This is a genomic window from Synechocystis sp. PCC 6803 substr. PCC-P (genome assembly GCF_000284455.1).
GTDB lineage: Bacteria > Cyanobacteriota > Cyanobacteriia > Cyanobacteriales > Microcystaceae > Synechocystis.
Window position 1 is genome coordinate 869839 of the sequence record NC_017039.1, and the last position, 23696, is coordinate 893534.

The window sequence follows — 23696 nt, forward strand, 5'->3', positions numbered from 1 at the left end:
GACGTAGGTTTTGTTCAGTAAATCCAACTCAATGGTTTTGCCAGATTGTTTGAATAATGACTCTTGTACTATATCTAGGCGAAGCTACAACTTAATGCCCAAAACCTGGGTATGGGCTCCCCGGGCTTGGGTTACTCCAATGGTGCGTTCCGCCGCTTCAATCATGGGACGACGGAGGCTCACCACAATAAATTGGGCTTGTTGGGCCTGTTTGCGGACCATTTTGGACAGTTTTTCCACATTGGCACCGTCCAAAAACATATCCACTTCATCAAAGCCATAAAAAGGGGAGGGGCGGTAGCGTTGGAGGGCAAAAATGAAGCTTAGCGCAGTTAAGGATTTCTCTCCACCGGACATGGAACTGAGGCGACGCACCGGTTTACCTTTGGGGTGGGCCACTAGGTTTAAACCCCCATTAAAAGGATCTTCCGCATCGTCTAATTGTAAGTAGCCGTCCCCATCAGAAAGTTCTGCAAAAATAATCTGAAAGTTTTTATTGACTGCATCAAAAGCATCTTGGAAAGAACGACGACGCAGGGTAGTAAAATTTTCAATCCTGAGGAGTAACTCGGTCCGTTCCCCGGCAATGGTTTGCAACTTTTCTGACAATTCCCCTAGGCGAGCTTCAGTTTTTTCATATTCTTGTAACGCCAGCATATTCACCGGTTCCATGGCTTCCAAACGTTTTTGACCATTGCGAATGGATCGCTCTAATTCCTCCAAAATATTGGCAAAATCCAAGTTTGCTTCGTCCCGGTCTTGGAGCAGGGGAATTTCCGGCCAGGGATCGGGCAAATCCTGTTCTAATGCTTCCAATTGAGTTTGCAGTTGAGTTAAATTTTCCTGGTATTCCTGTTGATTAGTTTGTAACTTTTCCCATTGCCATTGCTGTTCCTGTTGTTGACTACGGAGCTGGTTAAGCTGAGTTTCTAGACGATCCCTTTCTTGCTTAGTACTACCCAATTTTTCCGACAGTTTCGCCAACTGAGCTTCCGTGGTTTGGATAGCCCCATTCATTTCCGCCAAAGCTATTTTTAACTGCTCCTGTTCCTGGGCTAGGGTGAGATCCTGAGCTTGATGTTGGGCAATTTTTTCCTGGGCTTGGGCAATTTTTTCCTCTAGGCGTTGGCTACTATTCTGCAAATCCTTGAGGTGATCCTCCCCCTGGCGTAGGGCTTGCAATTGGCGTTGGTACTCCGCTTCCACGGTACGAATTTGGATCTGGATAGTTTGCCATTGTTGATGGGTTTGGGAAGTTTCCAAGGCAGTTAATTGTTGCTGAGCGGAGGCTAACTGTTGTTCCAAGGGCGGCAAAGATTGCTGCAACAAAGCTAAATTTTGTTGTAACTCTGCTAGTTTTTGCTGTTGATTAATTTGTTGTTGATTAATTTGTGTTTGCTGTTGACTGAGGCGTGCTATGTCTCGTTCCGTTTGTTCTCCGTGAAGTTGTGCTTCCCGTTGTTGTTGCCGCATTTCCATCAACTGTTGAGTTAACTGCCTACTACGAACTGTTCTTTCTAGCAATAACTCTTCGTTACGGCCTTGGACTTGCTGAATGTCCTGTAACCGTTGACGCAACTGTTTCACTTCTGCCGTATCTTCACTGACCATGGTGCCGAACCGTAGTCCTGAGCGTTGGTTGCGACTGCCGCCACTCATGGCTCCACTGGCTTCTAGTAAATCTCCCTCTAGGGTGACAATGCGATGCTTGCCCAGGTGGTTGCGGGCGTTAACTAAGGTGTCAAAAACGATGGTATTGCCAAAGATAAAAGCAAAAATGTCGGCGTAACGGCGATCGCCGTCGATTAAATTCACTGCCAGGTCAATGTAACCATGGGCATAACTAAGGTTGGGATTTTGACCCTTGGGAGGACGAATTTTATTCAGGGGTAAAAAAGTGGCCCGTCCTGCTTTGGCCTGTTTGAGGATTTCAATGCCCGCCGCCGCCACACCATCATCTTCCACAACAAGAAAACCCAAACGGCCCCCGGCCGCAATTTCCAGAGCCAGTTGATATTGGGGCTCCACCTGACCCAATTGGGCCACTAAACCGCAGACCCCGGGTAAATCCGACTGCAAAATCACTTTGGTGGCGTAGGTGCCCTGCACTTCCTGCTGAGCTTGACTAGCCGCTTCTAATTTGTCCAATTGCCGTTGTTTTTCCTGTTGTTCTTTGAGCAGGCGGGTTTGGGTTTCCTGTAGCAAACTCCGTTCCTGTTCCAGTTGGGCCAAATCGCTGGCCAGAGTTTGAATCTGACTGGTTAGTGCTTCTCCCTGGAAGTTGAACTGCCCTTGGGCAAACTGTTTTTCTTCCAACTCAACAGAAACCTTTGTGAGCAGAGGGGTTAATTCAGCCAAATTGGTTAGCAATTGTTGTTGGCGTTCCTCTAGCTGGGCCAACTGACTGCGTTGGGGGATTAACTCGTCTTGTAATTGGTTGACAGTGCGGCTGAGTTGGGTTTGTTCCTGTACCCATGCTTCGGAAGCGGAGGCGATCGCCTGGGCCTGGTGCCGGAGTTGCTCCAACTGTTGCTGACTGGTCTGCACTGCGGCTTCTAGCTGGGGCAGGGTTTGGGTGTTATGGAAGGATTTTTCCTGTTGAATGTGCAAAAACTGCTGTTGACTCTGGCTAATTTCCGCCTGGATTTGCCCCACCTGTTGTTGGTGATTGGTAATTTGGCGATCGCCGTCGTTATAACGTTGCTGGAGTTGGTCCCGTTGGGCTTTTTGGGTGGCCAACTGGGCCGCCACGGCCAATTGTTCCTCTTCCCCCAGGGCCTTGACCTGGGCATTGAGCTTTTCCAACTCTGTTTGCTGAGTTTGAATGGCTTGACTGCGTTGGTCTAGGGCTTGCTGAATTTGCTGGGATTGTTCTCGATCCCGCTCCAATTGTCCCCATAGCTTTTGCCGTTGTTGCTCCACTGCTTTGTACTGAATAACCTTGGCCCACCCTTGCTTTTCCTGTACCTGTTGCCGCAGGGCCTGGTATTTTTCTGCCTTCTGGCGATCGGCCGCCAACCGTTCCAAAGTGCGCTCCAACTCCGTCGCAATAATTTGACAGCGTTCTTCCCGGTCTTGCACCTCCGTCAAAGTCTCCTTGGTTTTAACAATTTTGCGGTCAAATTCCGCTACCCCCGCCAACTCATCGATGATTTCCCGGCGCTCCTTGGAGTTCATGGTGATAATGCGGGTCACATCCCCCTGGAGCACAATGTTGTAGCCCTCTGGGTAAATGCGCAGTTCATTTAATTGTTCATGGAGTTCCGTGACGGTGGCTGTCTCCCCATTGATGTAATAGTTGGAGGAATAATTGCCCCCTTTGGTCACCTTCAGGCGACGGGTAACAGTCCATTCCTTAGAAATTTTTGCTCCGTTGCCGTTGCCATTATGGTTAGCCCCTGGCTCGGATAGGTTTTCCCCATCATGCAATTCAAAGGTGACTGACACACTAGCTTCGGAACTGCCCCGGTTCCCCTTGAAAGTGTTATTGACCAAATCCGGTAGTCGTTCAGCCCGCATGCCCTTGGAAGTGGCTAACCCCAAACAAAATAGCAATGCATCGAGGATATTTGACTTGCCCGAACCATTGGGCCCAGACACCACCGTAAACCCCGGCAAAAAAGGAATGGCGGTGGTTCCCCCAAAGGATTTGAAATGGGATAGTTCGATGCGCTTGACATAAACCATGGAGGTTGGGGACGGGGTAATCCAGGCCCTCCCAATCCTGACAGTGGCAAGGCCCAGCGGCTCAATATATGCCTAATATACGACGCTTGGCGATCGCCATTGGCCGGAAACTGCCCAGGGACTAATGCAGGTAGAGGGCGTTGGCAAGGGTACTTTGCACTGGACGAGGATACATGGGGGACAAGTTTCCCCTTTTAAAACAGTTGCCAATCCGTTGAGCCCAATTGTTGCAAATTCTCTAACCGACGTTTGAAGTAACTGCCGTGGAGCCGACTGTAATCCGATAGCTTCAGGGTTTGTACATGGATGGCCCAAGACCAGATGAAAGCCGTTTGGGTCAAGGCCTGCAAGGAGTTTTCCTCCAGAACTGTCAAAGGAGCAATGGAGTTATAACCGCTTAAAAAAGCATCCCGAATATTACGTCCCAGGCCCGATTGCATGGAAACCTGTAGAAATTTAGCAATGTCGAAGGCTCGCCAACCCATGCCACACTGGTCAAAATCAAACAGCATCATCTGGTCTTCAGCAGTGAAATGGACATTGCCGCTGTGGGGGTCCCCCCAACAAATAGTCCAATAGGGGGTGTGGGTGGGAATGGATGTGAGCTGGGTTTTAATCGCCATGGAAATGTCGATCAGACAACGCCATTCTTCCAGCCGGTGGTGCAGAAAAGGGGCAATGGTATGGAGAGAATCATCCAACAGATAGCTGAGGGTGAGGGGAGGACGGTGGGCAGAAGGCTTGAACCGTTGGGCTGTTTGGTGCAGTTGAGCTAACATTTCCCCCAACAAAAAGCCTTGAGTTTTGCTCAAATCCCCGATCGCCACCCCCCCGGGAGCATAGGGAAACAAACTGGCATAGCGCTTACCTTCTGGGGCATTAATCTCCAGGGCATAACCCCCATCCCGATGCCTGAGGGGGGCCGCCACCGGCACATCCCGGTCCGCTAAAAAATTGAGCAACTCCAACTCAAACTGAATTTCACTTTCGGTGCGCCAATGTTGGTGGGAAATACGCAAAATGTAATCGTCCGCTAGGGTCTCCACCAAGTACACATCGCTCAAACCCCGATGCCAAAATCGACAGCCTTTGGGCACTTCAATGTCGTAATGCTTAAACACCAAATTGGTTAGGGCATGGGGAGCTAAGGTGGAATAAACACTGGGAAAAGCGTCCCCCGCTACTGTTGATTTTGGGGCCGGATTGGGAGCCGGAAAATCCACCACTGGATTAATGTCCGGTAGGGCAGAAAGGGATCGGAGTAGTTGCAGGGGGGGCATGGGGTCAAGGGGAGTGGTGAGGATGCAAAGCCGTCTCCTTTAGCTTAGAAAGGGAGGAGAAGGGGCTCCGTATTCTAAGCTACACTTCAGTTAGAGTTTGATTTAAATATCTGATGACCGCATAGTTGCCCAGGGAAAAATCATGGCCAATCGTACCCAAAGTCGTTACACCGATGTCCAAATTGCCACTTGGTTGAGGGGACTGCTGACCATTGCCTGGAGTGATGGGGACTTTGATGAATCGGAGCAACAAATGATCACCGGCCTCACCCAGGAGATGGGTTTTGGCAACAAGGAAGATGAGGTTCTATTCAAGACCATTACCCCGGCGGAATTACTAGAAGGCTTGGGGGACGACAAGGAAACGGCGGAAAACTTTCTCCGCACAGCGGTGTTGGTGGCGATCGCCGATGGCCTTTATTCCCCGGTGGAAGGAGAGCTATTGCGGGAATTTAGTCAAGCCCTGGGGATAAAAATTGACGCTTTGGAGTCATTAGAACATACCATCTGTGATCCCAACGGCGATCGAACCGAAATGGAGGAACATCCCCATCCCGATTTACTTCACCCCGTCAAGGATTGGCTGGACGGCATGGCCATCCACGATCCTCGTTTGGCCCATTTCATTTGTCATCTGGTGCCCCCCCAATGTCCCTTCGAGCGGGATGTTAAACTGTTTGGGCGCAAAATTGTTCATATTCCCCCTCTGTGCAAACTAAATCCTCTGTATGAACAGTTAATTGGTCTGAGGTTCCGGGCCCTTTCCTACCTGGCCGATGACTGCCAAGAGGACATCACGCCCTATATTTGAATCCTATTTATTTTTATTGGGTTTTTTATTAGGTCGAATTGTGAGAAACTTTCGGGATTTTTCGGTTGTCGCCTGAGCAATTGCGCTGATTTGTCTCCGACTCGTTGCGCTTGAAAATTAATGACGTTTAAAAATTAACTATCTCCCCAACTTATGGAAGTGCAATTTCGGGAAGTAAATCCCTTCGATTTTTGGATTTGGCTAGAATTCGAGACCAATCCTGCCCCGGCGGAACAACAATATGTGGAAGAGTTATTTGCTTCCTGGTTTTATCTCGGCAAACTAGGGGGTTTTAATGCAGAAAATCTCCAGGTACAGGATACGGGCATTGACCTAAGCTATTTGGACTATGACAGTGCCAATCTTTCTAGTTCCATGATGTCCCCCATGCACAATATGGCAGACTTCCAATACCAAGACCATTGGGGCCGTTGTTGGTTTGATTTGGGCACCAGCGACCTCATTGCCCTAGATGTGTTGATCAACGCACTGTACCAACTTTCCCTCGATTACGTGCCCATTCGCCGTTTAATTGTGGGGGGAATCAACGAAGATTGGCCCGTTGGCGATCGCCAGGACGACCGCTTCGATCAATTTGAAGATTTTGATCACAATTAGGTTTTCTCTGTCCCCATCATTTTCCCCTATGTATCCATCCTCGTCCCCGGGCCATCGGCAATATTTCCTGGGAGTAAAATCTAGCTTACCTCTGCTCTGGCTGATGGTTTTCCCTGCCCTAATTGGTGGGGTCTTGAATATTAATCCGGTGCAGGCCCAGGGCACTCCCTATATTCCCCCGCCCATTACCCCGCCTCCCCTTAGCCCCAGCGAAAATCCCTTTGACCCCAGCCTTTTTCCCACGGATCCCCTGATTCCTTCTGGGGAAACCCTCACGCCTTTGCAACGGCGACGACTAATCGAAGCCCTAGATGCGTTAGAAGCTGAGGCTTTGGTGTTGGATCAGGCAGGACAGGGGGACCAGGCTTTTGAGGTACGTTACCGCAGTTTACGGGGGCGACAACGGTTGGGGGATTTGGCCGAGGTTGAGGCCCTGGGACGCATTGGGGCGATCGCCTGGGAACAAGGCCGTAACCAAGATGTAATGGCCATCGGTCAGCGTTTGGAAGATTTACAACTTTCCCTGACCAAGGACAAGGCCATGAGCCCGGAACTGTTAACAGCCTTTGCCAAAGCCTATGGCCAGCTCCACAGTCTCGACTCGGCGATCGCCGTTTATCAGCAAATGCGTCGGGAAGCCCAGCAACAGGGGGATTACCGCCGGGAAAACCAAGCCCTCTCCATGTTGGGGGAACTGTATCTAGCTAAATTTAACTACCCCGCCGCCGCTGAGGTTTATGAAACCCTTCTAGCCAGGGCCACCAATGCCCGTAACAGTTATTACGAAGGCATTTACTTGCAAAAACTAGGGGAAATTTATCAACAGTCTGCCCAGCCCGACAATGCTATTCGTATCAAAGAGCAACTGGTGCAAAGAAGATTGCAGGACGGTAAACCGGAATTGGTGCCCGATATCCAGATTGCCATTGGGGACCATTACCTAGAACTGGAACAGCCAGAAAATGCCAGCCAAGCCTATCAAAAGGCCTACACCCTAGCTTGGTCTATTAAACAATTGAGCACAGCGGCGATCGCCTTGGATAAACTGGGGGATTTGTATCTGTTCAGTGAACAACCCAACTATGCTCTACAAATTTATAAACAACTTTTGCAGGTACAACAACAGTCCTATAACTATTACGGCATGATGATTACCTACGAAAAAATTGCCCAACTTTACATAGATGCCCAGCAAACCAGCGCAGCTTTAACCGCCTATCAACAGGCGTTATCCTTGGCCCGCTCTCTCAAATATAGTACCAAAGAAAATAATATTCTTAATCAAATACAAACTATTTCTGGGGGCACTGGGTCATAGATTTTATTCACAAATTTTTGATTAACCATGGCGAATTCTGAACAGGCCTATTGGTTAGCCTGGAGTCAGGTTAAGGGAGTAGGGCCAGTGTTGCTCAAGCGACTGGCCCAACACTTTGAATTATTGGAAAATGCCTGGAAAGCGAGACCGATCGCCCTGGGAGAAGTGGAGGGTTTTGGCCATAAAATGATTGAGAAAATTATTGGGCAAAGAAACAATCTCAATCCGTTTCAATTTTTAGAAGAACATCAACAAAAAAATCCCCAATTTCTCACCCCCGATGACCCGGACTATCCCCGCTTACTGTGGGAAATCCCCAGTCCACCGCCGGTGTTGTACTATCTGGGACGTCTTGACCACCGGGAAAGTCAAGGACAAATTCCAGGGGTAGGCATTGTGGGCACCCGTTACCCCACCGACCACGGGAGCCGTTGGACAAGGAAAATTAGCCAAGCCCTGGTCAAATCTGGTTTCACCATTGTTTCTGGCTTAGCCGCTGGCATTGACGCTGACGCCCACAGCAGTTGTTTACGGGTGAACGGAAGGACGATCGCCGTTTTAGGCACTGGCTTAGATTTGATTTATCCGCCCCAAAATCGACAATTGTTTGAGCAAATCGCCGCCGAAGGATTGATTTTGAGTGAATATCCCGTGGGCAGTAAACCAGAACGGGGTAATTTTCCCGCTCGAAATCGCATCATTGCCGGTCTGAGCAGGGCCGTGTTGGTAATGGAGGCTCCCCCCAAATCCGGGGCCTTAATCACCGCCAAGTATGCCAACGAATTTAACCGGGACGTGTTTAGCCTACCCAATTCCCCTGATGTCCAAGAAGCCCACGGTTGCTTAAATCTCATCCACAACGGAGCAGAGGTGATTCTGTCGGAAAATCAATTGCTAGCCAGCTTGGGGGCAATACCTTTACTGGATCAAGGGCAAGAACAAAAAATTCTTCCAGGCGATCGCCAAATTGGTTATCTAGACCAAACCAATGTCCCTACTTTAACCACCGGGGCAAGGGGTAAACAACCTTTGACTGAACCACCGGAGGACTTGGAACCAACTTTAAAAAAGATCTTGGCCGCAGTCCAGGAAGAACCCACCGCCCTGGATCAAATTGTTGCCGTCACAGCCTTGGCCATTGGGGATGTTTCCGCTGGATTACTCCAATTGGAAATTCTTGGTTTAGTCAGCCAGGAACCCGGCATGCGCTACCAAAGACGGTGACCATGGGACATCTCCATTAAATAAATTAATCCACTAAATAAATTAATCCACCGTTACCGCCGTCCCCGTTGCGGTGATTAACAATAATGCTCCCCGGTCGTCAATGTTGATGGTTCCGGTATTTACTGCCACCCCAATTACCCCATTGGCTCCCAATTTTTGGGCCCGTTCAGTCAATTCGGCGATCGCCTCTCGGTGGCCTTTTTCAAAAATTTGTTCATAACTGCCAGTTCTACCACCAATTAAGTCCCGAATACCCGCGAAAAAATCCCGCAGGGCATTGGTGCCATATACCACTTCGGCGGTGACAATGCCGTGGTAGCGAGCAATAGTCCGGCCTTGAACAATATCCGTTGTGGAAGTCAGCATAGTTTTAAGATTCTGTTTTAATAATTTTTAACCTCAAGGTTTATTAATGCTACCACCTCTAAAAAATCCAAGAAATGCCAACAGAAATCGCATGGTTGAACCCACTGCAATTAAAGCATGGGCAGAGAAACGAATGATATACGTTGAACTCAGCGATGGAAGGATCTTTGGCTTTCCTGGCGATCGTTTCCGTATCCTTAAAGAAGCTACAAATGAACAATTGGCAAAGGTCAAAGTTGAAGTGAATGGTTATGCCCTCCGCTGGGAAGAGTTAGATGAGGATATTACTGTCCCTGGAGTAGTGGCCGGCCATTTTTAGTTGCCTTTGACCTAAGGCGATCGCCTTACCCCAGACTAACTGGCCAGGTGTTGTCAATCAGATCAGTGATTTTTGCGTCAATGCCAGTCTTTTCCTGACAATTTTGCGTTTTCTAACAATTCGTCCAAATTCTGTATCTGATATGGCAGTATGATCGAAGAAGATCCCCATTTTGCATTGTATTAGGAACTATCTGTTATGGCCTTACAACTCGGTGATGTTGTCCCCGACTTTACCCAAGAATCCAGCCAAGGCCCCATTTCTTTCCATGAGTGGGCCGGCGATAGCTGGGTTGTTTTATTCTCTCACCCTGCGGATTACACTCCGGTTTGTACCACCGAATTGGGCACTGTAGCCAAACTTAAGCCGGAATTTGATAAGCGCAACGTTAAGGTGATTGCCCTCAGTGTGGATGATGTGGAATCCCACAAAGGCTGGATTTGTGATATTGACGAAACCCAAAACACTACCGTTAACTACCCAATCTTGGCCGACGGCGACAAAAAGGTGTCCGATCTGTACGGCATGATCCACCCCAATGCCCTCAATAATTTGACGGTGCGTTCTGTCTTCATCATCGATCCTGCCAAAAAATTACGCTTAACTTTCACCTATCCCGCCAGCACTGGCCGGAACTTTGACGAAATTTTGCGGGTAATTGACTCCCTCCAGTTGACCGATTATCACCAAGTAGCTACCCCCGCTAACTGGCAAGATGGGGACAAGTGTGTGGTGGTGCCCTCCATTTCCACCGAGGATGCTAAGGTCAAATTCCCCAAAGGGGTGGAAGAAATCAAGCCTTATTTGCGTTTGACCCCCCAACCCAATAAGTAAGTTTCGGTTAAGCCAATCTTTTGAGATTGTTGGCTTGCAAATCAACCACACCATTAACGAGCTTTTAAGCGGAGAGGGAGAAAAATCATCTACCCTCTTTTTTATGGGCATAGCAGAAAAGTCGATGATCCAAGTTCTCGATCGCCAGTTGGTGGATTTAATTGCGGCGGGGGAAGTGATTGATTCTCCTTTGGCAGTGGTGCGGGAATTGGTGGAAAATGCCTTGGATGCCGGTGCTGATCGGATTTTGGTTCGTGTTTGGTGGGATCAGTGGCGTTTGGAAGTGTTGGACAACGGCCAGGGGATGGATGTAACAGAGTTAAAAACCAGCGTATTGCCCCATGCCACCAGCAAAATTAGTACCCAAGCAGATTTACAACGGATTAAAACTTTAGGTTTTCGGGGGGAAGCCCTCCATAGTTTGGCCCAGGTGGCCCGGTTGACCATTAGCAGTCGCAGTGTGGCCAGTCCGGGTTGTGGTTGGCGCATTACCTACAGCCCCCAGGGTTCACCAGAACAGATTGAGCCAGTGGCGATCGCCATGGGAACGAGGGTGGAAGTGCGGCAACTGTTTGCTAATTTTCCCCAACGTCGGCAGGCCTTTGCTAAAAGTCAGCAGTTTTGGCGGCCCATGGTCACCTATCTGCAACAATTAGCCCTCTGCCATCCCCAAGTAACGTGGCAACTGTGGCAGGACGAACGGTTACGGTTGAGCCTTAGCCCCGGTCCTAACCCAGAAGCTATCTTGTTGCAATGCCTTAAATCCCTCCAGGCGGGCCAGCTTGGTTACACTCAACAATCCCTGTCCCTCCCCGTTGATCTAGAAAATCAGGCAACATCGGCCCAGCTAAGCTTGACCTTTGGTTACCCTGACCGCTGCCATCGTCCCCGTCCCGATTGGTTAATCATTGCCATTAATGGTCGTCCTGTGAATGTGCCGGAATTAACCCAGACAATTTTGGCGGTTTTTCACCGTACCCTGCCCCGGCAACGGTATCCCCTGTGTTTTGCCCATTGGCAATTGCCGCCCCAGTGCATCGATTGGCATCGTCACCCCGCAAAAACAGAAATTTATTTGCAAGATTTACCCCATTGGCAAGGGCAACTAAAAACCTTATTGCACCAGAGCCTAGCAATTTTGGGCAATGACGCTCCCCCTCGCCTGAATCAATTGCTCAAGGCCGCTGAACCCAAGGGAGTGTATCAACTACAAGGTGCCAGTTCTCTCACGGAAACGGTGCTGGGCTATCCCAAGGCTTTTAAGGCCATCGCCCAGGTTTGCCAGACCTATGTGGTGGTGGAACATGACCAGGGCATTTGGTTAGTGGAGCAACACGTGGCCCATGAACGGGTTTTGTTTGAGCAGTTACAACGGCATTGGCAATGTTTACCCCTGGAGCAACCTCTGGTCTTGCAAGGATTTAACCCAGAACAGGTGGAACGTCTGCAAAATTTAGGCTTGGAAATAGACCCCTTTGGGGAAGATATTTGGGCTGTGCGGAGTTTACCGGCCCTTCTTCAAGGACAGGAGGAAATCATTGCTATTTTGCGGGAATTGAGTCAGGTATTTTCCCTCTCCACCGCCCAAGCGGCGATCGCCTGTCGGAGTGCCATTAAAAACGGTATGGAATTGGATCGCATTGCCATTAATAAACTCATTGAGCAATGGCAACAATGTGATAATCCCCACACCTGCCCCCACGGTCGGCCCATCTACTTAGCTTTAGATGAATCTTCCTTGGCTCGTTTTTTCCGTAGAAATTGGCTGGTTAACCCCAAAACTTCTGGTTCTTGAATCGCCTTCAACCATTGGCGTTTTAGCTCGCTCTTGGTATCACGGGTAACAAATTTATGGAACGGAGCAGGGTTAACTATAAAGGCTAACCTGGTTTTGTCCCACGGCATTTTCGGACTAAGTCCCGGAAATAGCGGGTTTGAGCCTGGATTAGGCCCACCTTTCTCCAATTCTAGAAAACATTGTGTCAGTACTCCTAGAAGGCATTTTTAACGGTTTAAGCACAAGTTCAGTGTTACTGATTGCTGCCCTGGGTTTGGCGATCGTCTTTGGTCTGATGGGGGTAATTAACCTGGCCCATGGGGAATTGATGATGTTGGGCGCTTACAGCACCTTTGTGGTGCAAAACCTCTTCCAGAGCCTCGGTGACCCTTGGTTTGACCTCTACATTTTTGCCGCTCTGCCCGTTGCTTTCCTGGTGGCGGCGATCGCCGGTCTAGTTTTGGAAAGACAGGTTATCCGCTACTTGTACGGCCGACCGCTGGAAACATTGCTGGCCACCTGGGGGGTGAGCCTGATTTTGCAACAGTTTGTCCGCAGTGTGAACTGGATTATGGTGCTGGTGGTGGGTATATTTTTGCTTTTATATTTCGGTGGCACCTGGTTAATTAAACGCCAGGCCGGTGGCAAACCTTGGTTAGGGAAAGCCCAAGTCATCCTTTTCTTTCTCTCAGCGGCGATCTCCGGCATTAGTGGTTTTGTGGTGGCCCAGGCCAATTCTCCCCTGTGGAATCGGGCTTGGTTTGGAGCTAGGAACGTCAATGTTAGTGCCCCCACTTGGTTGCGGGGGGGGCTTGCCATTGGCACTTTCCAGGTACCCTACACCAGGATTTTTATAATTTTCCTGACTCTGCTCTGTTTACTGGCGGTGTATCTAATTTTCTACCGTTCTAATTGGGGACTGAGAATTCGAGCCGTTACCCAAAACCGGGGTATGAGTGCTTGTTTGGGTATTCCCACTGGGCAGGTGGATGCTTTGACCTTTGCCCTTGGTTCTGGCCTAGCGGGCATTGCAGGCTGTGCCATTAGTTTTCTGGGGGCGGTGGGGCCCAACATTGGTCAAAACTACATTATCAATACCTTCATGGTGGTGGTGGTAGGGGGCGTAGGTAACCTACTCGGAACCATTATTGCTTCCCTGGCGATCGGTGTATCCAGTGACTTGATTGGTAGTGGCACCCTGATTCGTTTATTCCCCCCAGAGGGAGCATTGCAACCTCTGTACGAATTTTTTACCTTTTTTGCCACCACCAGTATGGCCAGGGTTTTAGTCTTCGCCCTGATTATCCTTTTTCTGCAAATCAAGCCAGCGGGTATTTTCCCTCCCAAAGGCCGGACGGCGGAATTGTAGCTTCCCGGAGGCAATGGCAATTTTTCTTTGCCCCATTGTCTCGCCCCCCCTAGCCTGACCTCTGACCAAATTTAGCTTCAGCCTTTTTTATTTCCCTATGCAAAATTCTGCCCCCCCTTCTGGTTCTCCCCTGGCCAAACTGCTGAAGAAGTTGGGTTGGAATGACTATGCGTTGTTCGGGTCAGTGTTGGTTTTTGCCTGTATTCCCCTGATCATCGCAGTTTTATCTTTGTCCGATGGAGGCCCAAGTCAATGGCTGTTGAATAATTTTCCTTTCCTACGGCTCAGGTTGATGGGGCGTTTTCTGTCTTTGGCTATTATTGCCCTGGGCATTGACCTAATTTGGGGCTACACGGGGTTACTCAGTTTAGGTCATGGCATATTTTTTGCCCTTGGGGGTTATGCCTTTGCCATGTATCTCAATCTCCAGTTACCGGAAGGGCAATTACCTGAATTTTTTGGTCTCTACGGGGTGGATAAACTGCCACTGATTTGGCAACCTTTCCATTCGTTACCCGTTACTGTATTGGCCATGGTGTTGGTGCCAGGGGCGATCGCCGCCCTGTTGGGTTATTTAATTTTTCGTAACCGCATCAAGGGTGTATATTTTTCGATTTTGACCCAGGCGGCTCTGTTGGTGTTTTACAACTTTTTCAACGGGCAACAGAAATTAATTAACGGTACTAATGGCTTAAAAACTGATACAGAAAGAATTTTTGGTTACCTAGCCAGTTCCGACGGAGTCCAACTGGTATTTTATGAAGTCACCGTCCTGGCTCTGTTATTGGTTTATATTCTTTGCCGTTGGCTTACTAGTGGGCGCTTTGGCCGCATCCTCGTAGCCATTCGGGACGATGAAACCAGGGTAAGATTTACCGGTTACGATCCCACTGGCTTCAAGGTGTTGGTATTTGGCATTTCCGGGGCGATCGCCGGTCTGTCGGGGGGGCTATACACAGTGCAAACGGGGATTATTACTCCGAGCATTATGGATGTGGCCTTTTCCATTGAAATGGTCATTTGGGTTGCGGTTGGCGGCAGGGCTACCCTAGTGGGGGCTGTGTTGGGAACCCTGTTGGTGCGCCTAGCCCAGAGCAGTTTGAGCGAGCAGTTTCCCGAGGTTTGGCTGTTTTTCCAAGGGGCTTTGTTCCTGATTGTAGTTACTGTGCTTCCCAACGGCATTGTCGGTTGGTGGCAAGAACAGGGCATTGTGCAACTCAGGAATTTGTTCCGAGGTAAACCCCAGTTGGCCACCTTTCCTAGTTTGGAAGAAGATCCTTTGGTGCAGGAAGAACGCAAACAGTTTGAAGGAGAGTCTAAGGAACCGTAAACTACACCGAAAACTTTTGGCTTATCCACGGCCATTGTCATGGCAGCAATCGGATCTTTATGCCTAGGGCCAGCAATGGTTATGTTAGTTTGATGTAGTCCTACCCGATTCTTCTATGACTGCTTCTGGGTCCGATCGCCGTTGGCCTAGGGGAGCCACCCCCTATTTATTCCTGTTGCCCGCTTTGGTTATGCTGGGCGCAACGGTTTTCTATCCGGCACTACAAGCTTTTTCCCTCAGTTTTACCCAATACGAACTGGACTTGACCAAAGCCCCGGCCTGGGTAGGACTGGCTAATTTTGAGCGGCTCTGGCGGGATAGGGTTTTCTGGCTGACCTTTCGCCACACTTTGCTTTACCTGGTGGGGGTTGTGCCCTTACTGATCATGTTGCCCCTGGGACTAGCCATTTTGGTCAACCAAAAACTGCGGGGCATCACCTGGTTTCGCATGGCCTATTACACTCCGGTAATTACCTCTATTGTGGTGGCAGGCATTGCCTGGAAAGCCCTCTACGCTTCCAATGGCATCCTGAATCAAATTCTTGCCCTACTGGGATTTAGCGATGGTATTCCTTGGCTCACCAGTCCCAATTTAGCCCTGTGGAGTGTGATGGTGGTGACAGTGTGGAAAGGGTTGGGTTATTACATGGTCATTTACCTGGCCGGACTCCAAGCCATTCCCCAGGAACTCTATGAAGCCGGGGCGATCGACGGAGCGGACGGTTGGCGACAACATTGGGATATTACCATTCCCCTCATGCGGCCCTATTGTTTCTTAGTAGGAGTTTTATCTTCCATTTCCGCCCTCAAAGTTTTTGAAGAGGTGTATATCATGACCCAGGGCGGCCCCCTCAACGCTTCCAAAACGGTAGTTTATTATGTCTATGAACGGGCTTTTCAAGACCTCGAAATGAATTACGCTTCGGCGATCGGGCTAGTGTTATTTTTGGTCATTTTCATTTTTTCAGTGATTAATTTAAAACTTTCCGGTGGTAACCTACCGGCCCGCTAAAGCCCTTGGGGGACATATTGACCCTGACTGAAAAAAATGGACAAATCCAGAAGGACATTATGATGGAATTCCCCCATATCGTAGTGGAAGAAAAGGAAGTGCAAAAAGTATGACAACACTGTATGAAACGGACTTCAACCTGTGGATAGAGCAGACCGTCAACCAACTCAAAAGTGGTGACATCAAGGGCTTGGACCTGGACAACCTCATTGAAGAAATAGAATCCATGGGACGGAATAACAAAAGGGAAGTACGAAGCCGGTTAATTGTCCTCATGGCTCACCTACTGAAATGGCAACACCAACCCGAAAAACAGAGCAATAGCTGGATCTACACCATCAAAGAGCAACGCTTACAACTCAAGCTAATCCTGCAAGACAGCCCTAGCCTGAAGCCCTTTTTGCAACAGGTCTTAGACGATTGTTACCAAGATGCCCGAAAGGATGCAGCCCAGGAAACAAAACTAACCCCCGACAACTTCCCCAAAGAATCCCCCTACACCCAAGCTCAGATCCTAGACCCCGACTTTTTTCCAAAATCAGAATAAATACAAAAAAAAGCCCTCTAAAACAATGACCTTGTCCTGAAAAACTGACACAAAAATTTCATACCGTCGTCATAGCCCTGTCATACTCGTCCCCTACATTAATAAATGTCAGCCCAAGCCGTTTTCCCAATTGCTCCTCACCGGGCTGACTTTTTTCCCAGATTTGTTTTAAGCAACAGTTCAGCAAATAAGTGTCATCAAGCCATGAAAGACGTTTCCCTCCATTCTCCCAAACAGACCCCTTCTAAAATTTCCTTGGCCTACCTGGGGCTAGTCCTGGTGGGTATGGGCATTGGTGCTGGGGGGACATTTGTCTTAACTAATCCCCAATGGGCGGATCATTTAACAAATAATTCTGTTATTTCTCCCTTAGTAACTAATCAATCCATTGCTCCTGCCAATGAGAGCTTAGCAACGAACTTACAAAGTCGTTTATCCCCTAGAGAGCCCAGCAATTTTGTCGTGGACGTGGTGGAATCCACCGGCCCCGCGGTGGTGCGTATCAATGCCCAAAAAACGGTTAAATCCCAGGTGCCCCAGGCATTTAATGATCCCTTCTTGCAAAGATTTTTTGGTTCCCAGATGCCCCCCATGCCCAACGAACGGGTGCAACGGGGAACGGGCTCCGGTTTCATTGTTAGTAATGATGGCAAGATTTTCACCAATGCCCATGTGGTGGATGGGGCCGATGAAGTGACAGTAACTCTTAAGGATGGTCGTTCCTTTCCCGGTCGGGTGATGGGTTCTGATCCCTCTACGGATGTGGCGGTGGTCAAAATTGAAGCTGGTGATTTACCTACCGTGGCCTTAGGGGACTCCGATCACCTGCAGGTGGGGGAATGGGCGATCGCCATTGGTAATCCTTTAGGATTGGACAATACGGTCACCACAGGGATTTTGAGTGCCACAGGCCGCCGCAGTGCGGATATTGGTGTGCCCGACAAACGGGTGGAATTTATCCAAACCGATGCGGCCATTAACCCTGGTAACTCTGGTGGTCCTCTCCTCAATGCGGATGGGCAAGTAATTGGTATGAACACCGCCATTATTCAAAACGCCCAGGGCATTGGTTTTGCTATCCCCATCAACAAAGCCCAGGAAATTGCTCAACAGTTAATTGCTACGGGCAAAGTGGAGCACGCCTACCTCGGCATTCAAATGGTGACCATGACCCCGGAACTACAAAGCCAAATTCGCCAAGAAACGGGTATGAACATTCCTGTGGATAAGGGTGTAGTGATTATGCAGGTTATGCCCAACTCTCCAGCGGCGATCGCCAAACTGGAACAAGGGGATGTGCTCCAATCTCTCCAGGGACAACCAGTGGAAAATGCTGAACAGGTACAATCCCTAGTGGGCAAACTGGCGGTGGGAGACGAAGTGGAACTAGGCATTCTCCGCAACGGCCAACAGCAAAATTTAACCGTCACCATTGGTGCCCTGCCCAGCGCCCCTCCCCAATAAACGCCCATTACTAGGACAAACGGGGGTTTTTCTCCTAAACTTTTAGGATGTTGGATCAGGGCCCGTTGGCAAAAATTCAAGTTGCCCCTCACCCTCCCCAAGGAAGCTCTGGCCAACCTGGGGGGTTTGTAGGTGTAAACCGGTTCCCAATCCTTTTTAACTTTGATTTTTTAGATTTAACTAAAATTATGGTTTGGACCAAAGCCCTCGCCCAAAGTGAGCTTCCCCCCGGTAGTCGTCAAGTGGTTAAGGTAAACCAACAGGCTATTCTGTTGCTGAATGAAGGGGGTACTATCCACGCAGTTAGTAACCAGTGCCCCCATCTCAAATTACCGATGAAAAGCGGCAAAATTAAGGACGGGGCGATTGTTTGTCCTTTCCACCGCAGTGCCTTCGATCTTTGTTCCGGTGCTGTGCAGGAATGGAGTCCCTTTCCACCTGTGGTGGGGGGTTTGATGGGCAAAATGTCGGCGGAAAAGCCCCTGCCGGTGTTCCCTGTGCGGGTGGAAAATGGAGAAGTACAGGTGGATTTAGGCGCCTGATCGCTCAGTTGAACCCTTTGCAGAGCAGACAAGACTATATTTTTGATCTAAATGGTTTTTCTTAATCCCTCAAACTTTGGGGGATTTTGATTAATCTGTCTAGTGTCTAGAATCAAATAGCTAGGTTCTGGGACAATCTCACCTGAAATCCTGGTTCACAATAGTTTTTATTGAATTCACATTGCCTTGACCCATAATTCCCAACCCCTACCCGTTGACCCCCAGGACAATGGCTTTCCCCCTGTACATTTCCAAACCCATTTCCAGGGCAGAATGGAAATGTTTGCCCCCGGTCAAGAAGTGGACGACTATCTACAGGCCCACCAAGGTTGGTTCCGTCGCTGTGCCCAGCCTATGCAAGCCGATCCTTTGGGGGACCATGGATATGTGTTGACCATTGGTAAGTTTGGTGCTTTGGGTTTTGATGTGGAGCCCAAAATTGCGGTGGTGCTGGAACCGCCCCAGGATGGCAATTACCTGATGCATACGGTTCCTTTGCCCGATACCCCCAATCTGGGTTATGAAGTGGATTTTCTTTCTAACATGACTCTGCATCAAGTCAATGGCGATCGCCTGACGGAGAAAAGTTTAAAACAGTTTGCCCAGGCGGAAATCCCCTGGCCGGAAACCATTACCCAGGTGGAATGGGACTTGAAAATGGATGTGGCGGTGCAGTTCCCTGGCTATATCTACAAACTGCCCATGAAGTTGATTCAATCCACTGGCGATCGCCTGTTGACAGAAATTGTCCGCCAAGTGTCCCCCCGTTTAACTTATAAAGTACAGCAGGATTTTCATCAGGAAAAAGGCCTACCCCTACCGCCCAAAAGTGGCCGTTATTTCCAGCGGATCAGGCCAGCGGGGGAAGAACAATCTGAGTCAGAGACGGAAACGGAAGTCGAATCTTAATCTGTCCTGACCAAATGGTTTGGGGGATTACCTAAATTACCTTAAAGATCAACAGACCAATTTTTTAGTGCCCATGGCCATGCCCCTTGTCCAATCAATGAAAAAACCCCTGCCTATTCTGCTCAGTTTGTTGGGGCTAGGGATCCTGGTGGTGGGAATTTTTGCTTACCGTTCGGCCTATGGCCCTTCCCGCCAGTCGGAATTGGATAAATACACGGTCATGGCCACGGAGTCTCCCCTGGAGGTGGAGATTAAGGCCAGCGGCACGGTGCAACCCCAGCAAACCGTCAATATTAGCCCCAAGGCTCCCGGGCGTTTGGTACGGCTTTTTGTCGAGCAGGGGGATGTGGTCAAAAAAGGCGATCGCATTGCGGTGATGGAAAATCAGGAATTTTTTGCCGACGGTAAGCAATCAGAAGCCCGTTTGCGGGAGGCGATCGCCCGCTACGAACAGGCCCGCATCAGAATTCCCGCCGAAATTGACCAACTGCGGGCCCAAGTGAATCAAGGTCGTACCCGCATTGCCCAGGCCCAATCCCAACTGGCCAGTGCCCAAGCTCGCTTAGAACAAGCCCAATCGCGCATTCCCAGTAACATTGACCAATTGCGGGCCCAGGTGGCTTCGGCAGAATCTCGCCTCAAGCTAGCGGAAAATCGTCGCAATCGTAATCAAAGCCTCCTCCAGGAAGGGGCCATTACCCAGGATCAGTACGATGAACTCTCCAACGAGTTTTTAAATGCCCAAGCCGGCCTGTTTGAAGCCCAAAGTCGCTTGAATAATGCCAGAACTACCGCTTCCCCCGAAGTGGGACAGATTGAGCAAGAAATTGTCCAACTCCAAGGGGCGATCGCCGAGGCAGAACAGGGGGTAGCGGCCCAAATGGCCCAACTAAGGGAAAGACAAGGTACCGCTGAAACGGAATTGGCCACCCTCCAGGCCGCCGCTTCCCAAGCCGAAGCCCAACTAATGCGGAGCAAAATTGCCTATGAGGATACTTTCATCGTGGCTCCCTTTGACGGCATCATCACGCAAAAATTTGCCACAGTGGGTTCCTTTGTTACTCCCACCACCTCCGCTTCCAGCACAGCTTCCGCCACGTCCACTTCCATTGTGGCCCTAGCCCAGGGCCTAGAAGTAGTGGCCAGGGTACCGGAAGTAGATATTTCCGCTCTCCGTCCCGGACAAATGGTGGATATTGTGGCCGATGCCTTTCCCAATGAAACCTTTACCGGCCGGGTAATCCGGGTGGCCCCTGAAGCCATTGTGGAGAATAACGTCACGTCCTTTGAGGTCACCATTGGCTTAGCCACCGGCCAGGAACAATTGCGCTCAAAAATGAATGTGGATGTGGTCTTCAAGGGGGACAGGTTGGCCAATGCCTTGACTGTACCCACCGTGGCCATTGTTACCGTGGGGGGAAGAACTGGGGTGATGGTGCCCGATGCAGAGGATAAGCCCCAGTTTAGGCCCGTCACCATTGGCCTGGTATTGGATGACAAAACCCAAATTCTTAGGGGATTAGAGCCCAAGGAACGGGTATTCATCGATTTACCGGAAGACAGTCAAGATGCCCTCAATCCGCCGGAGGACTCCACCGAGTCGGACAATTGATCAAGCCAAACCGCATCTAACGCCAAGGGAGCCCCAACAGGCTCCTTTTTTATTGCGACCAGTAACGATAAAAAAACTCCTTGTCAACTTTGCTTTACAAAAATTTACAAAACTGTTACATTTATTTACATAAGGCAAAGAAAGTTTCCCCCATAAGGAAGCCAATGCCCCAGAAATAATTGTTTTTCTTGATTGCTCGTAGGAATTTAGGAGTCACTGCCATGTTCGCCCCCATCGTTATCTTGGTTCGTCAACAGTTAGGCAAAGCTAAGTTCAATCAGATCCGCGGTAAGGCGATTGCCCTCCACTGCCAGACCATCACCAACTTTTGTAACCGGGTGGGCATCGATGCCAAACAGCGCCAAAATTTAATCCGTTTAGCTAAGTCCAACGGCAAAACCCTCGGTTTATTGGCCTAACTCTTCGTTTTCAATAATTCTTGCCAAACTGAGTCGGTGTAAGCCTTGTTAGATTGATATCCTCCGACTGCGTATTCCCCGAAAGCTTATCCGGAAATTTCCCCCCTAACTCTACGTCCATGGGGGGATTACTTTATCTGGATATGCAACGTCTCTGACTTGCCAAGAAAACAGTCACAATTGTCCCAGACCGAAAGCAGGGATAATAGCCTTGGTAGCAACAGCAACCCCAGCAATTGACCGGAGGCGTTATGAAGAGTTTATGGGATGACCAGGAAGCCAACCAATACCAAGGGGATTTACCCCAACGGGTCTATACATCCCGTTTGCTGGGCCGGGAACCATCCCTAGTGCTCCATGGCGGCGGCAATACCTCGGTGAAATGCCAGGTAACTAATTTGGTGGGGGAGAAGGAAGATATTCTCTATGTCAAGGGTAGTGGTTGGGATTTGGCCACCATTGAGGCGGCGGGGTTTGCCCCAGTGAGAATGCCCCATTTGCTCAAGCTGTCTAAGTTGACGCAATTATCCGATCGCCAGATGGTCAATGAATTGAAAACCCAGATGACCCTGGCCAGTGCCCCCAGCCCTTCGGTGGAAACCATTCTCCACGCTATTTTGCCGTTTAAATATGTGGACCATACCCACGCTGATGCAGTGGTGACCATTACTAATACGGCCAATGGGGAGGAAAGAATTCGAGAAATTTACGGCGATCACCTGGTGATTATTCCCTACGTGATGCCGGGATTCGACTTGGCCCGGGTATGTGCGGAAAAATTCGCCGCCGAAGCCCATGGGGGAACAGTGGGTATGGTATTAATGAACCATGGCATTTTTTCCTTTGGTGCCATCGCCCGGGAAGCCTACGAAGGCATGATTAGTTTAGTGAACGAAGCAGAGGAATATCTAAAAAATCAAGGGGTATGGCAGATTAGTTATGGCCAGCCGCAAAAATCAACTACGGAAAATAGATTGGCATTGGCCCAATTACGTTGTGATGCTAGCAAAATAGCGGGTTTTCCCTTGGTAATGCGGCAATATCAAGATGAAGCTAGTTTAAGTTTTAGCCAAAGGCCGGATTTAGCCCATATTAGCCAGCAAGGCCCGGCCACTCCGGATCATGTAATCCGCACCAAACGTTTACCTCAACTGGGTCGAGATGTGGCAGATTATGCCAAAAAGTATCAGGAATATTTTCAGCGCAACGACGGTAAAAGTGGGGAAGTCAAAACCATGCTTGACCCTGCCCCCCGCATTATCCTTGATCGGGAACTGGGACTGCTTACCCTAGGAACTTCTGCTAAAAGTACGGCGATCGCCGGGGATATTTATCAGCACACCATGGCAATTATTCAGCGGGCCAAGGGGTTAGGGGGTTACCAAGCCCTGCCGGAGTCGGATATTTTTGTGGTGGAATACTGGGATTTGGAACAGGCCAAATTAAAACAAGCTGGTAATCCTCCCATGTTTGCGGGGGAAGTGGCCCTGGTGACCGGCGGAGCATCCGGCATTGGTAAAGCTTCCGTTGCCCAATTACTTAAACAGGGGGCGGCGGTGATTGCGCTGGATATTCAACCTAACATTAGTGAACTCCACAATCGACCTGATTTCCTAGGAATTCAATGTGACCTTACTGATGCCAATGCTTTCAAACAAGCTCTGGAACAGGGCATAGCCCAATTTGGCGGTTTGGACATGCTAGTGCTTAATGCTGGGATTTTTCCCGTGGCCCGGGCGATCGCCGAGTTATCCACGTTGGAATGGCAAAAGGTTTTAAACATTAATTTAGATGCCAATTTAACCCTGCTGCGGGAATGTTATCCCCTGTTAAAGTTAGCGCCTAAGGGAGGGCGAGTGGTGGTAATTGGTTCTAAAAATGTGACCGCACCAGGCCCGGGTTTGGCGGCTTATTCAGCGTCAAAAGCAGCGTTAAATCAATTAATGCGGGTGGCAAGCTTGGAATGGGCCAAGGATAATATCCGCCTGAATACTATTCATCCCAATGGAGTATTTGATACAGGTTTTTGGACAGAGGAAGTGCTAGAAGCCAGGGCAAAACATTACGGTTTAACAGTGGAAGAGTATAAAGGTAATAATTTATTAAAAGTAGAGGTTACCAGTCAGGATGTGGCGGAATTAGTAACAGCCATGGCTAGTCCTTTATTTGGTAAAATTACCGGCGCTCAATTACCTTTAGATGGCGGCAATGATCGGGTTATTTAGGAGGAATTTTTATGAATAGGAGACTGGTAG

At 49.3% G+C, this 23696-nt stretch carries 20 protein-coding genes; 17 read left to right on the plus strand and 3 right to left on the minus strand.

Going from position 1 to position 23696, the window contains the following annotated elements; genetic code table 11:
• Window positions 1-84 precede the first annotated feature (84 nt).
• Both smc and SYNPCCP_RS04105 read right to left on the minus strand, forming a co-directional pair.
• A complete protein-coding gene (gene smc / locus SYNPCCP_RS04100) occupies window positions 85-3687 on the minus strand; it encodes a chromosome segregation protein SMC (RefSeq protein WP_010872001.1) in 3603 nt (1200 codons plus the stop codon).
• A gap of 194 nt (window positions 3688-3881) precedes the next feature.
• On the minus strand, window positions 3882-4967 hold the full coding sequence (locus SYNPCCP_RS04105) for a phosphotransferase (RefSeq protein WP_010872002.1): 1086 nt from the start codon (window positions 4965-4967) through the stop codon (window positions 3882-3884).
• A gap of 142 nt (window positions 4968-5109) precedes the next feature.
• On the opposite strand from SYNPCCP_RS04105, the gene SYNPCCP_RS04110 reads away from it, so the two are divergent.
• The 4 genes from SYNPCCP_RS04110 (at window position 5110) to dprA (ending at window position 8938) form a co-directional block, all read left to right on the plus strand.
• Window positions 5110-5778 carry a DUF533 domain-containing protein gene (locus SYNPCCP_RS04110; RefSeq protein WP_010872003.1) on the plus strand — a complete coding sequence of 223 codons (669 nt, stop codon included), beginning with the start codon at window positions 5110-5112 and terminating at the stop codon, window positions 5776-5778.
• A 153-nt stretch (window positions 5779-5931) separates the two neighbouring features.
• Window positions 5932-6396, plus strand: a complete 465-nt coding sequence (locus tag SYNPCCP_RS04115) for a DUF3531 family protein (RefSeq protein ID WP_010872004.1) — start codon at window positions 5932-5934, stop codon at window positions 6394-6396.
• 28 nt (window positions 6397-6424) lie between these two features.
• Entirely contained in the window at window positions 6425-7714 is a 1290-nt protein-coding gene (locus tag SYNPCCP_RS04120) for a lipopolysaccharide assembly protein LapB (protein ID WP_010872005.1), read from the plus strand.
• A 27-nt stretch (window positions 7715-7741) separates the two neighbouring features.
• Complete coding sequence (gene dprA / locus SYNPCCP_RS04125; protein ID WP_010872006.1) at window positions 7742-8938, plus strand: DNA-processing protein DprA; 1197 nt, start codon at window positions 7742-7744, stop codon at window positions 8936-8938.
• Window positions 8939-8980: 42 nt separating this feature from the next.
• Here dprA and SYNPCCP_RS04130 read toward each other — a convergent pair whose 3' ends face one another.
• Window positions 8981-9307 carry a YbjQ family protein gene (locus SYNPCCP_RS04130; RefSeq protein ID WP_010872007.1) on the minus strand — a complete coding sequence of 109 codons (327 nt, stop codon included), beginning with the start codon at window positions 9305-9307 and terminating at the stop codon, window positions 8981-8983.
• Window positions 9308-9398: 91 nt separating this feature from the next.
• On the opposite strand from SYNPCCP_RS04130, the gene SYNPCCP_RS04135 reads away from it, so the two are divergent.
• From SYNPCCP_RS04135 to SYNPCCP_RS04195, 13 genes are all read left to right on the plus strand, one after another.
• Entirely contained in the window at window positions 9399-9626 is a 228-nt protein-coding gene (locus SYNPCCP_RS04135; protein WP_223211346.1) for a DUF2442 domain-containing protein, read from the plus strand.
• A gap of 198 nt (window positions 9627-9824) precedes the next feature.
• Complete coding sequence (locus SYNPCCP_RS04140) at window positions 9825-10460, plus strand: peroxiredoxin (RefSeq protein WP_010872009.1); 636 nt, start codon at window positions 9825-9827, stop codon at window positions 10458-10460.
• A gap of 34 nt (window positions 10461-10494) precedes the next feature.
• Complete coding sequence (mutL, locus tag SYNPCCP_RS04145) at window positions 10495-12255, plus strand: DNA mismatch repair endonuclease MutL (protein WP_020861544.1); 1761 nt, start codon at window positions 10495-10497, stop codon at window positions 12253-12255.
• Window positions 12256-12439: 184 nt separating this feature from the next.
• Window positions 12440-13606, plus strand: coding sequence for a branched-chain amino acid ABC transporter permease (locus SYNPCCP_RS04150; protein WP_010872011.1), 1167 nt, complete (start codon window positions 12440-12442; stop codon window positions 13604-13606).
• 97 nt (window positions 13607-13703) lie between these two features.
• The gene (gene urtC, locus SYNPCCP_RS04155) at window positions 13704-14936 is read left to right on the plus strand and encodes an urea ABC transporter permease subunit UrtC (protein ID WP_010872012.1); all 1233 of its coding nucleotides are present in this window, start codon (window positions 13704-13706) and stop codon (window positions 14934-14936) included.
• A 115-nt stretch (window positions 14937-15051) separates the two neighbouring features.
• Window positions 15052-15948 (plus strand): carbohydrate ABC transporter permease, encoded by an 897-nt coding sequence (locus SYNPCCP_RS04160; RefSeq protein WP_010872013.1) that lies wholly within the window; start codon window positions 15052-15054, stop codon window positions 15946-15948.
• A 109-nt stretch (window positions 15949-16057) separates the two neighbouring features.
• Window positions 16058-16495 (plus strand): DUF29 domain-containing protein, encoded by a 438-nt coding sequence (locus tag SYNPCCP_RS04165; RefSeq protein ID WP_010872014.1) that lies wholly within the window; start codon window positions 16058-16060, stop codon window positions 16493-16495.
• A 204-nt stretch (window positions 16496-16699) separates the two neighbouring features.
• On the plus strand, window positions 16700-17959 hold the full coding sequence (locus SYNPCCP_RS04170; protein ID WP_014407083.1) for an HhoA/HhoB/HtrA family serine endopeptidase: 1260 nt from the start codon (window positions 16700-16702) through the stop codon (window positions 17957-17959).
• 188 nt (window positions 17960-18147) lie between these two features.
• Window positions 18148-18501, plus strand: a complete 354-nt coding sequence (locus SYNPCCP_RS04175; RefSeq protein ID WP_014407084.1) for a Rieske (2Fe-2S) protein — start codon at window positions 18148-18150, stop codon at window positions 18499-18501.
• A 186-nt stretch (window positions 18502-18687) separates the two neighbouring features.
• Window positions 18688-19410, plus strand: coding sequence for a DUF1997 domain-containing protein (locus SYNPCCP_RS04180; protein ID WP_020861545.1), 723 nt, complete (start codon window positions 18688-18690; stop codon window positions 19408-19410).
• Window positions 19411-19477: 67 nt separating this feature from the next.
• On the plus strand, window positions 19478-21022 hold the full coding sequence (locus SYNPCCP_RS04185; RefSeq protein WP_010872018.1) for an efflux RND transporter periplasmic adaptor subunit: 1545 nt from the start codon (window positions 19478-19480) through the stop codon (window positions 21020-21022).
• A 221-nt stretch (window positions 21023-21243) separates the two neighbouring features.
• A complete protein-coding gene (locus SYNPCCP_RS04190; RefSeq protein WP_010872019.1) occupies window positions 21244-21441 on the plus strand; it encodes a hypothetical protein in 198 nt (65 codons plus the stop codon).
• A gap of 251 nt (window positions 21442-21692) precedes the next feature.
• Complete coding sequence (locus tag SYNPCCP_RS04195; RefSeq protein WP_010872020.1) at window positions 21693-23666, plus strand: bifunctional aldolase/short-chain dehydrogenase; 1974 nt, start codon at window positions 21693-21695, stop codon at window positions 23664-23666.
• The last annotated feature ends 30 nt before the right edge of the window (window positions 23667-23696 follow it).

What these genes read in the sequence shown, in the direction of transcription:
- SYNPCCP_RS04110 (WP_010872003.1), top strand. Translation starts at nt 5,110, where the DNA reads ATGGCCAATCGTACCCAAAGTCGTTACACCGATGTCCAAATTGCCACT.
- SYNPCCP_RS04170 (WP_014407083.1), top strand. Translation starts at nt 16,700, where the DNA reads ATGAAAGACGTTTCCCTCCATTCTCCCAAACAGACCCCTTCTAAAATT.
- SYNPCCP_RS04115 (WP_010872004.1), top strand. Translation starts at nt 5,932, where the DNA reads ATGGAAGTGCAATTTCGGGAAGTAAATCCCTTCGATTTTTGGATTTGG.
- smc (WP_010872001.1), bottom strand. Translation starts at nt 3,687, where the DNA reads ATGGTTTATGTCAAGCGCATCGAACTATCCCATTTCAAATCCTTTGGG.
- SYNPCCP_RS04160 (WP_010872013.1), top strand. Translation starts at nt 15,052, where the DNA reads ATGACTGCTTCTGGGTCCGATCGCCGTTGGCCTAGGGGAGCCACCCCC.
- dprA (WP_010872006.1), top strand. Translation starts at nt 7,742, where the DNA reads ATGGCGAATTCTGAACAGGCCTATTGGTTAGCCTGGAGTCAGGTTAAG.
- SYNPCCP_RS04195 (WP_010872020.1), top strand. Translation starts at nt 21,693, where the DNA reads ATGAAGAGTTTATGGGATGACCAGGAAGCCAACCAATACCAAGGGGAT.
- SYNPCCP_RS04175 (WP_014407084.1), top strand. Translation starts at nt 18,148, where the DNA reads ATGGTTTGGACCAAAGCCCTCGCCCAAAGTGAGCTTCCCCCCGGTAGT.
- SYNPCCP_RS04135 (WP_223211346.1), top strand. Translation starts at nt 9,399, where the DNA reads ATGGTTGAACCCACTGCAATTAAAGCATGGGCAGAGAAACGAATGATA.
- SYNPCCP_RS04105 (WP_010872002.1), bottom strand. Translation starts at nt 4,967, where the DNA reads ATGCCCCCCCTGCAACTACTCCGATCCCTTTCTGCCCTACCGGACATT.
- SYNPCCP_RS04190 (WP_010872019.1), top strand. Translation starts at nt 21,244, where the DNA reads ATGTTCGCCCCCATCGTTATCTTGGTTCGTCAACAGTTAGGCAAAGCT.
- SYNPCCP_RS04130 (WP_010872007.1), bottom strand. Translation starts at nt 9,307, where the DNA reads ATGCTGACTTCCACAACGGATATTGTTCAAGGCCGGACTATTGCTCGC.
- urtC (WP_010872012.1), top strand. Translation starts at nt 13,704, where the DNA reads ATGCAAAATTCTGCCCCCCCTTCTGGTTCTCCCCTGGCCAAACTGCTG.
- SYNPCCP_RS04120 (WP_010872005.1), top strand. Translation starts at nt 6,425, where the DNA reads ATGTATCCATCCTCGTCCCCGGGCCATCGGCAATATTTCCTGGGAGTA.
- SYNPCCP_RS04165 (WP_010872014.1), top strand. Translation starts at nt 16,058, where the DNA reads ATGACAACACTGTATGAAACGGACTTCAACCTGTGGATAGAGCAGACC.
- SYNPCCP_RS04140 (WP_010872009.1), top strand. Translation starts at nt 9,825, where the DNA reads ATGGCCTTACAACTCGGTGATGTTGTCCCCGACTTTACCCAAGAATCC.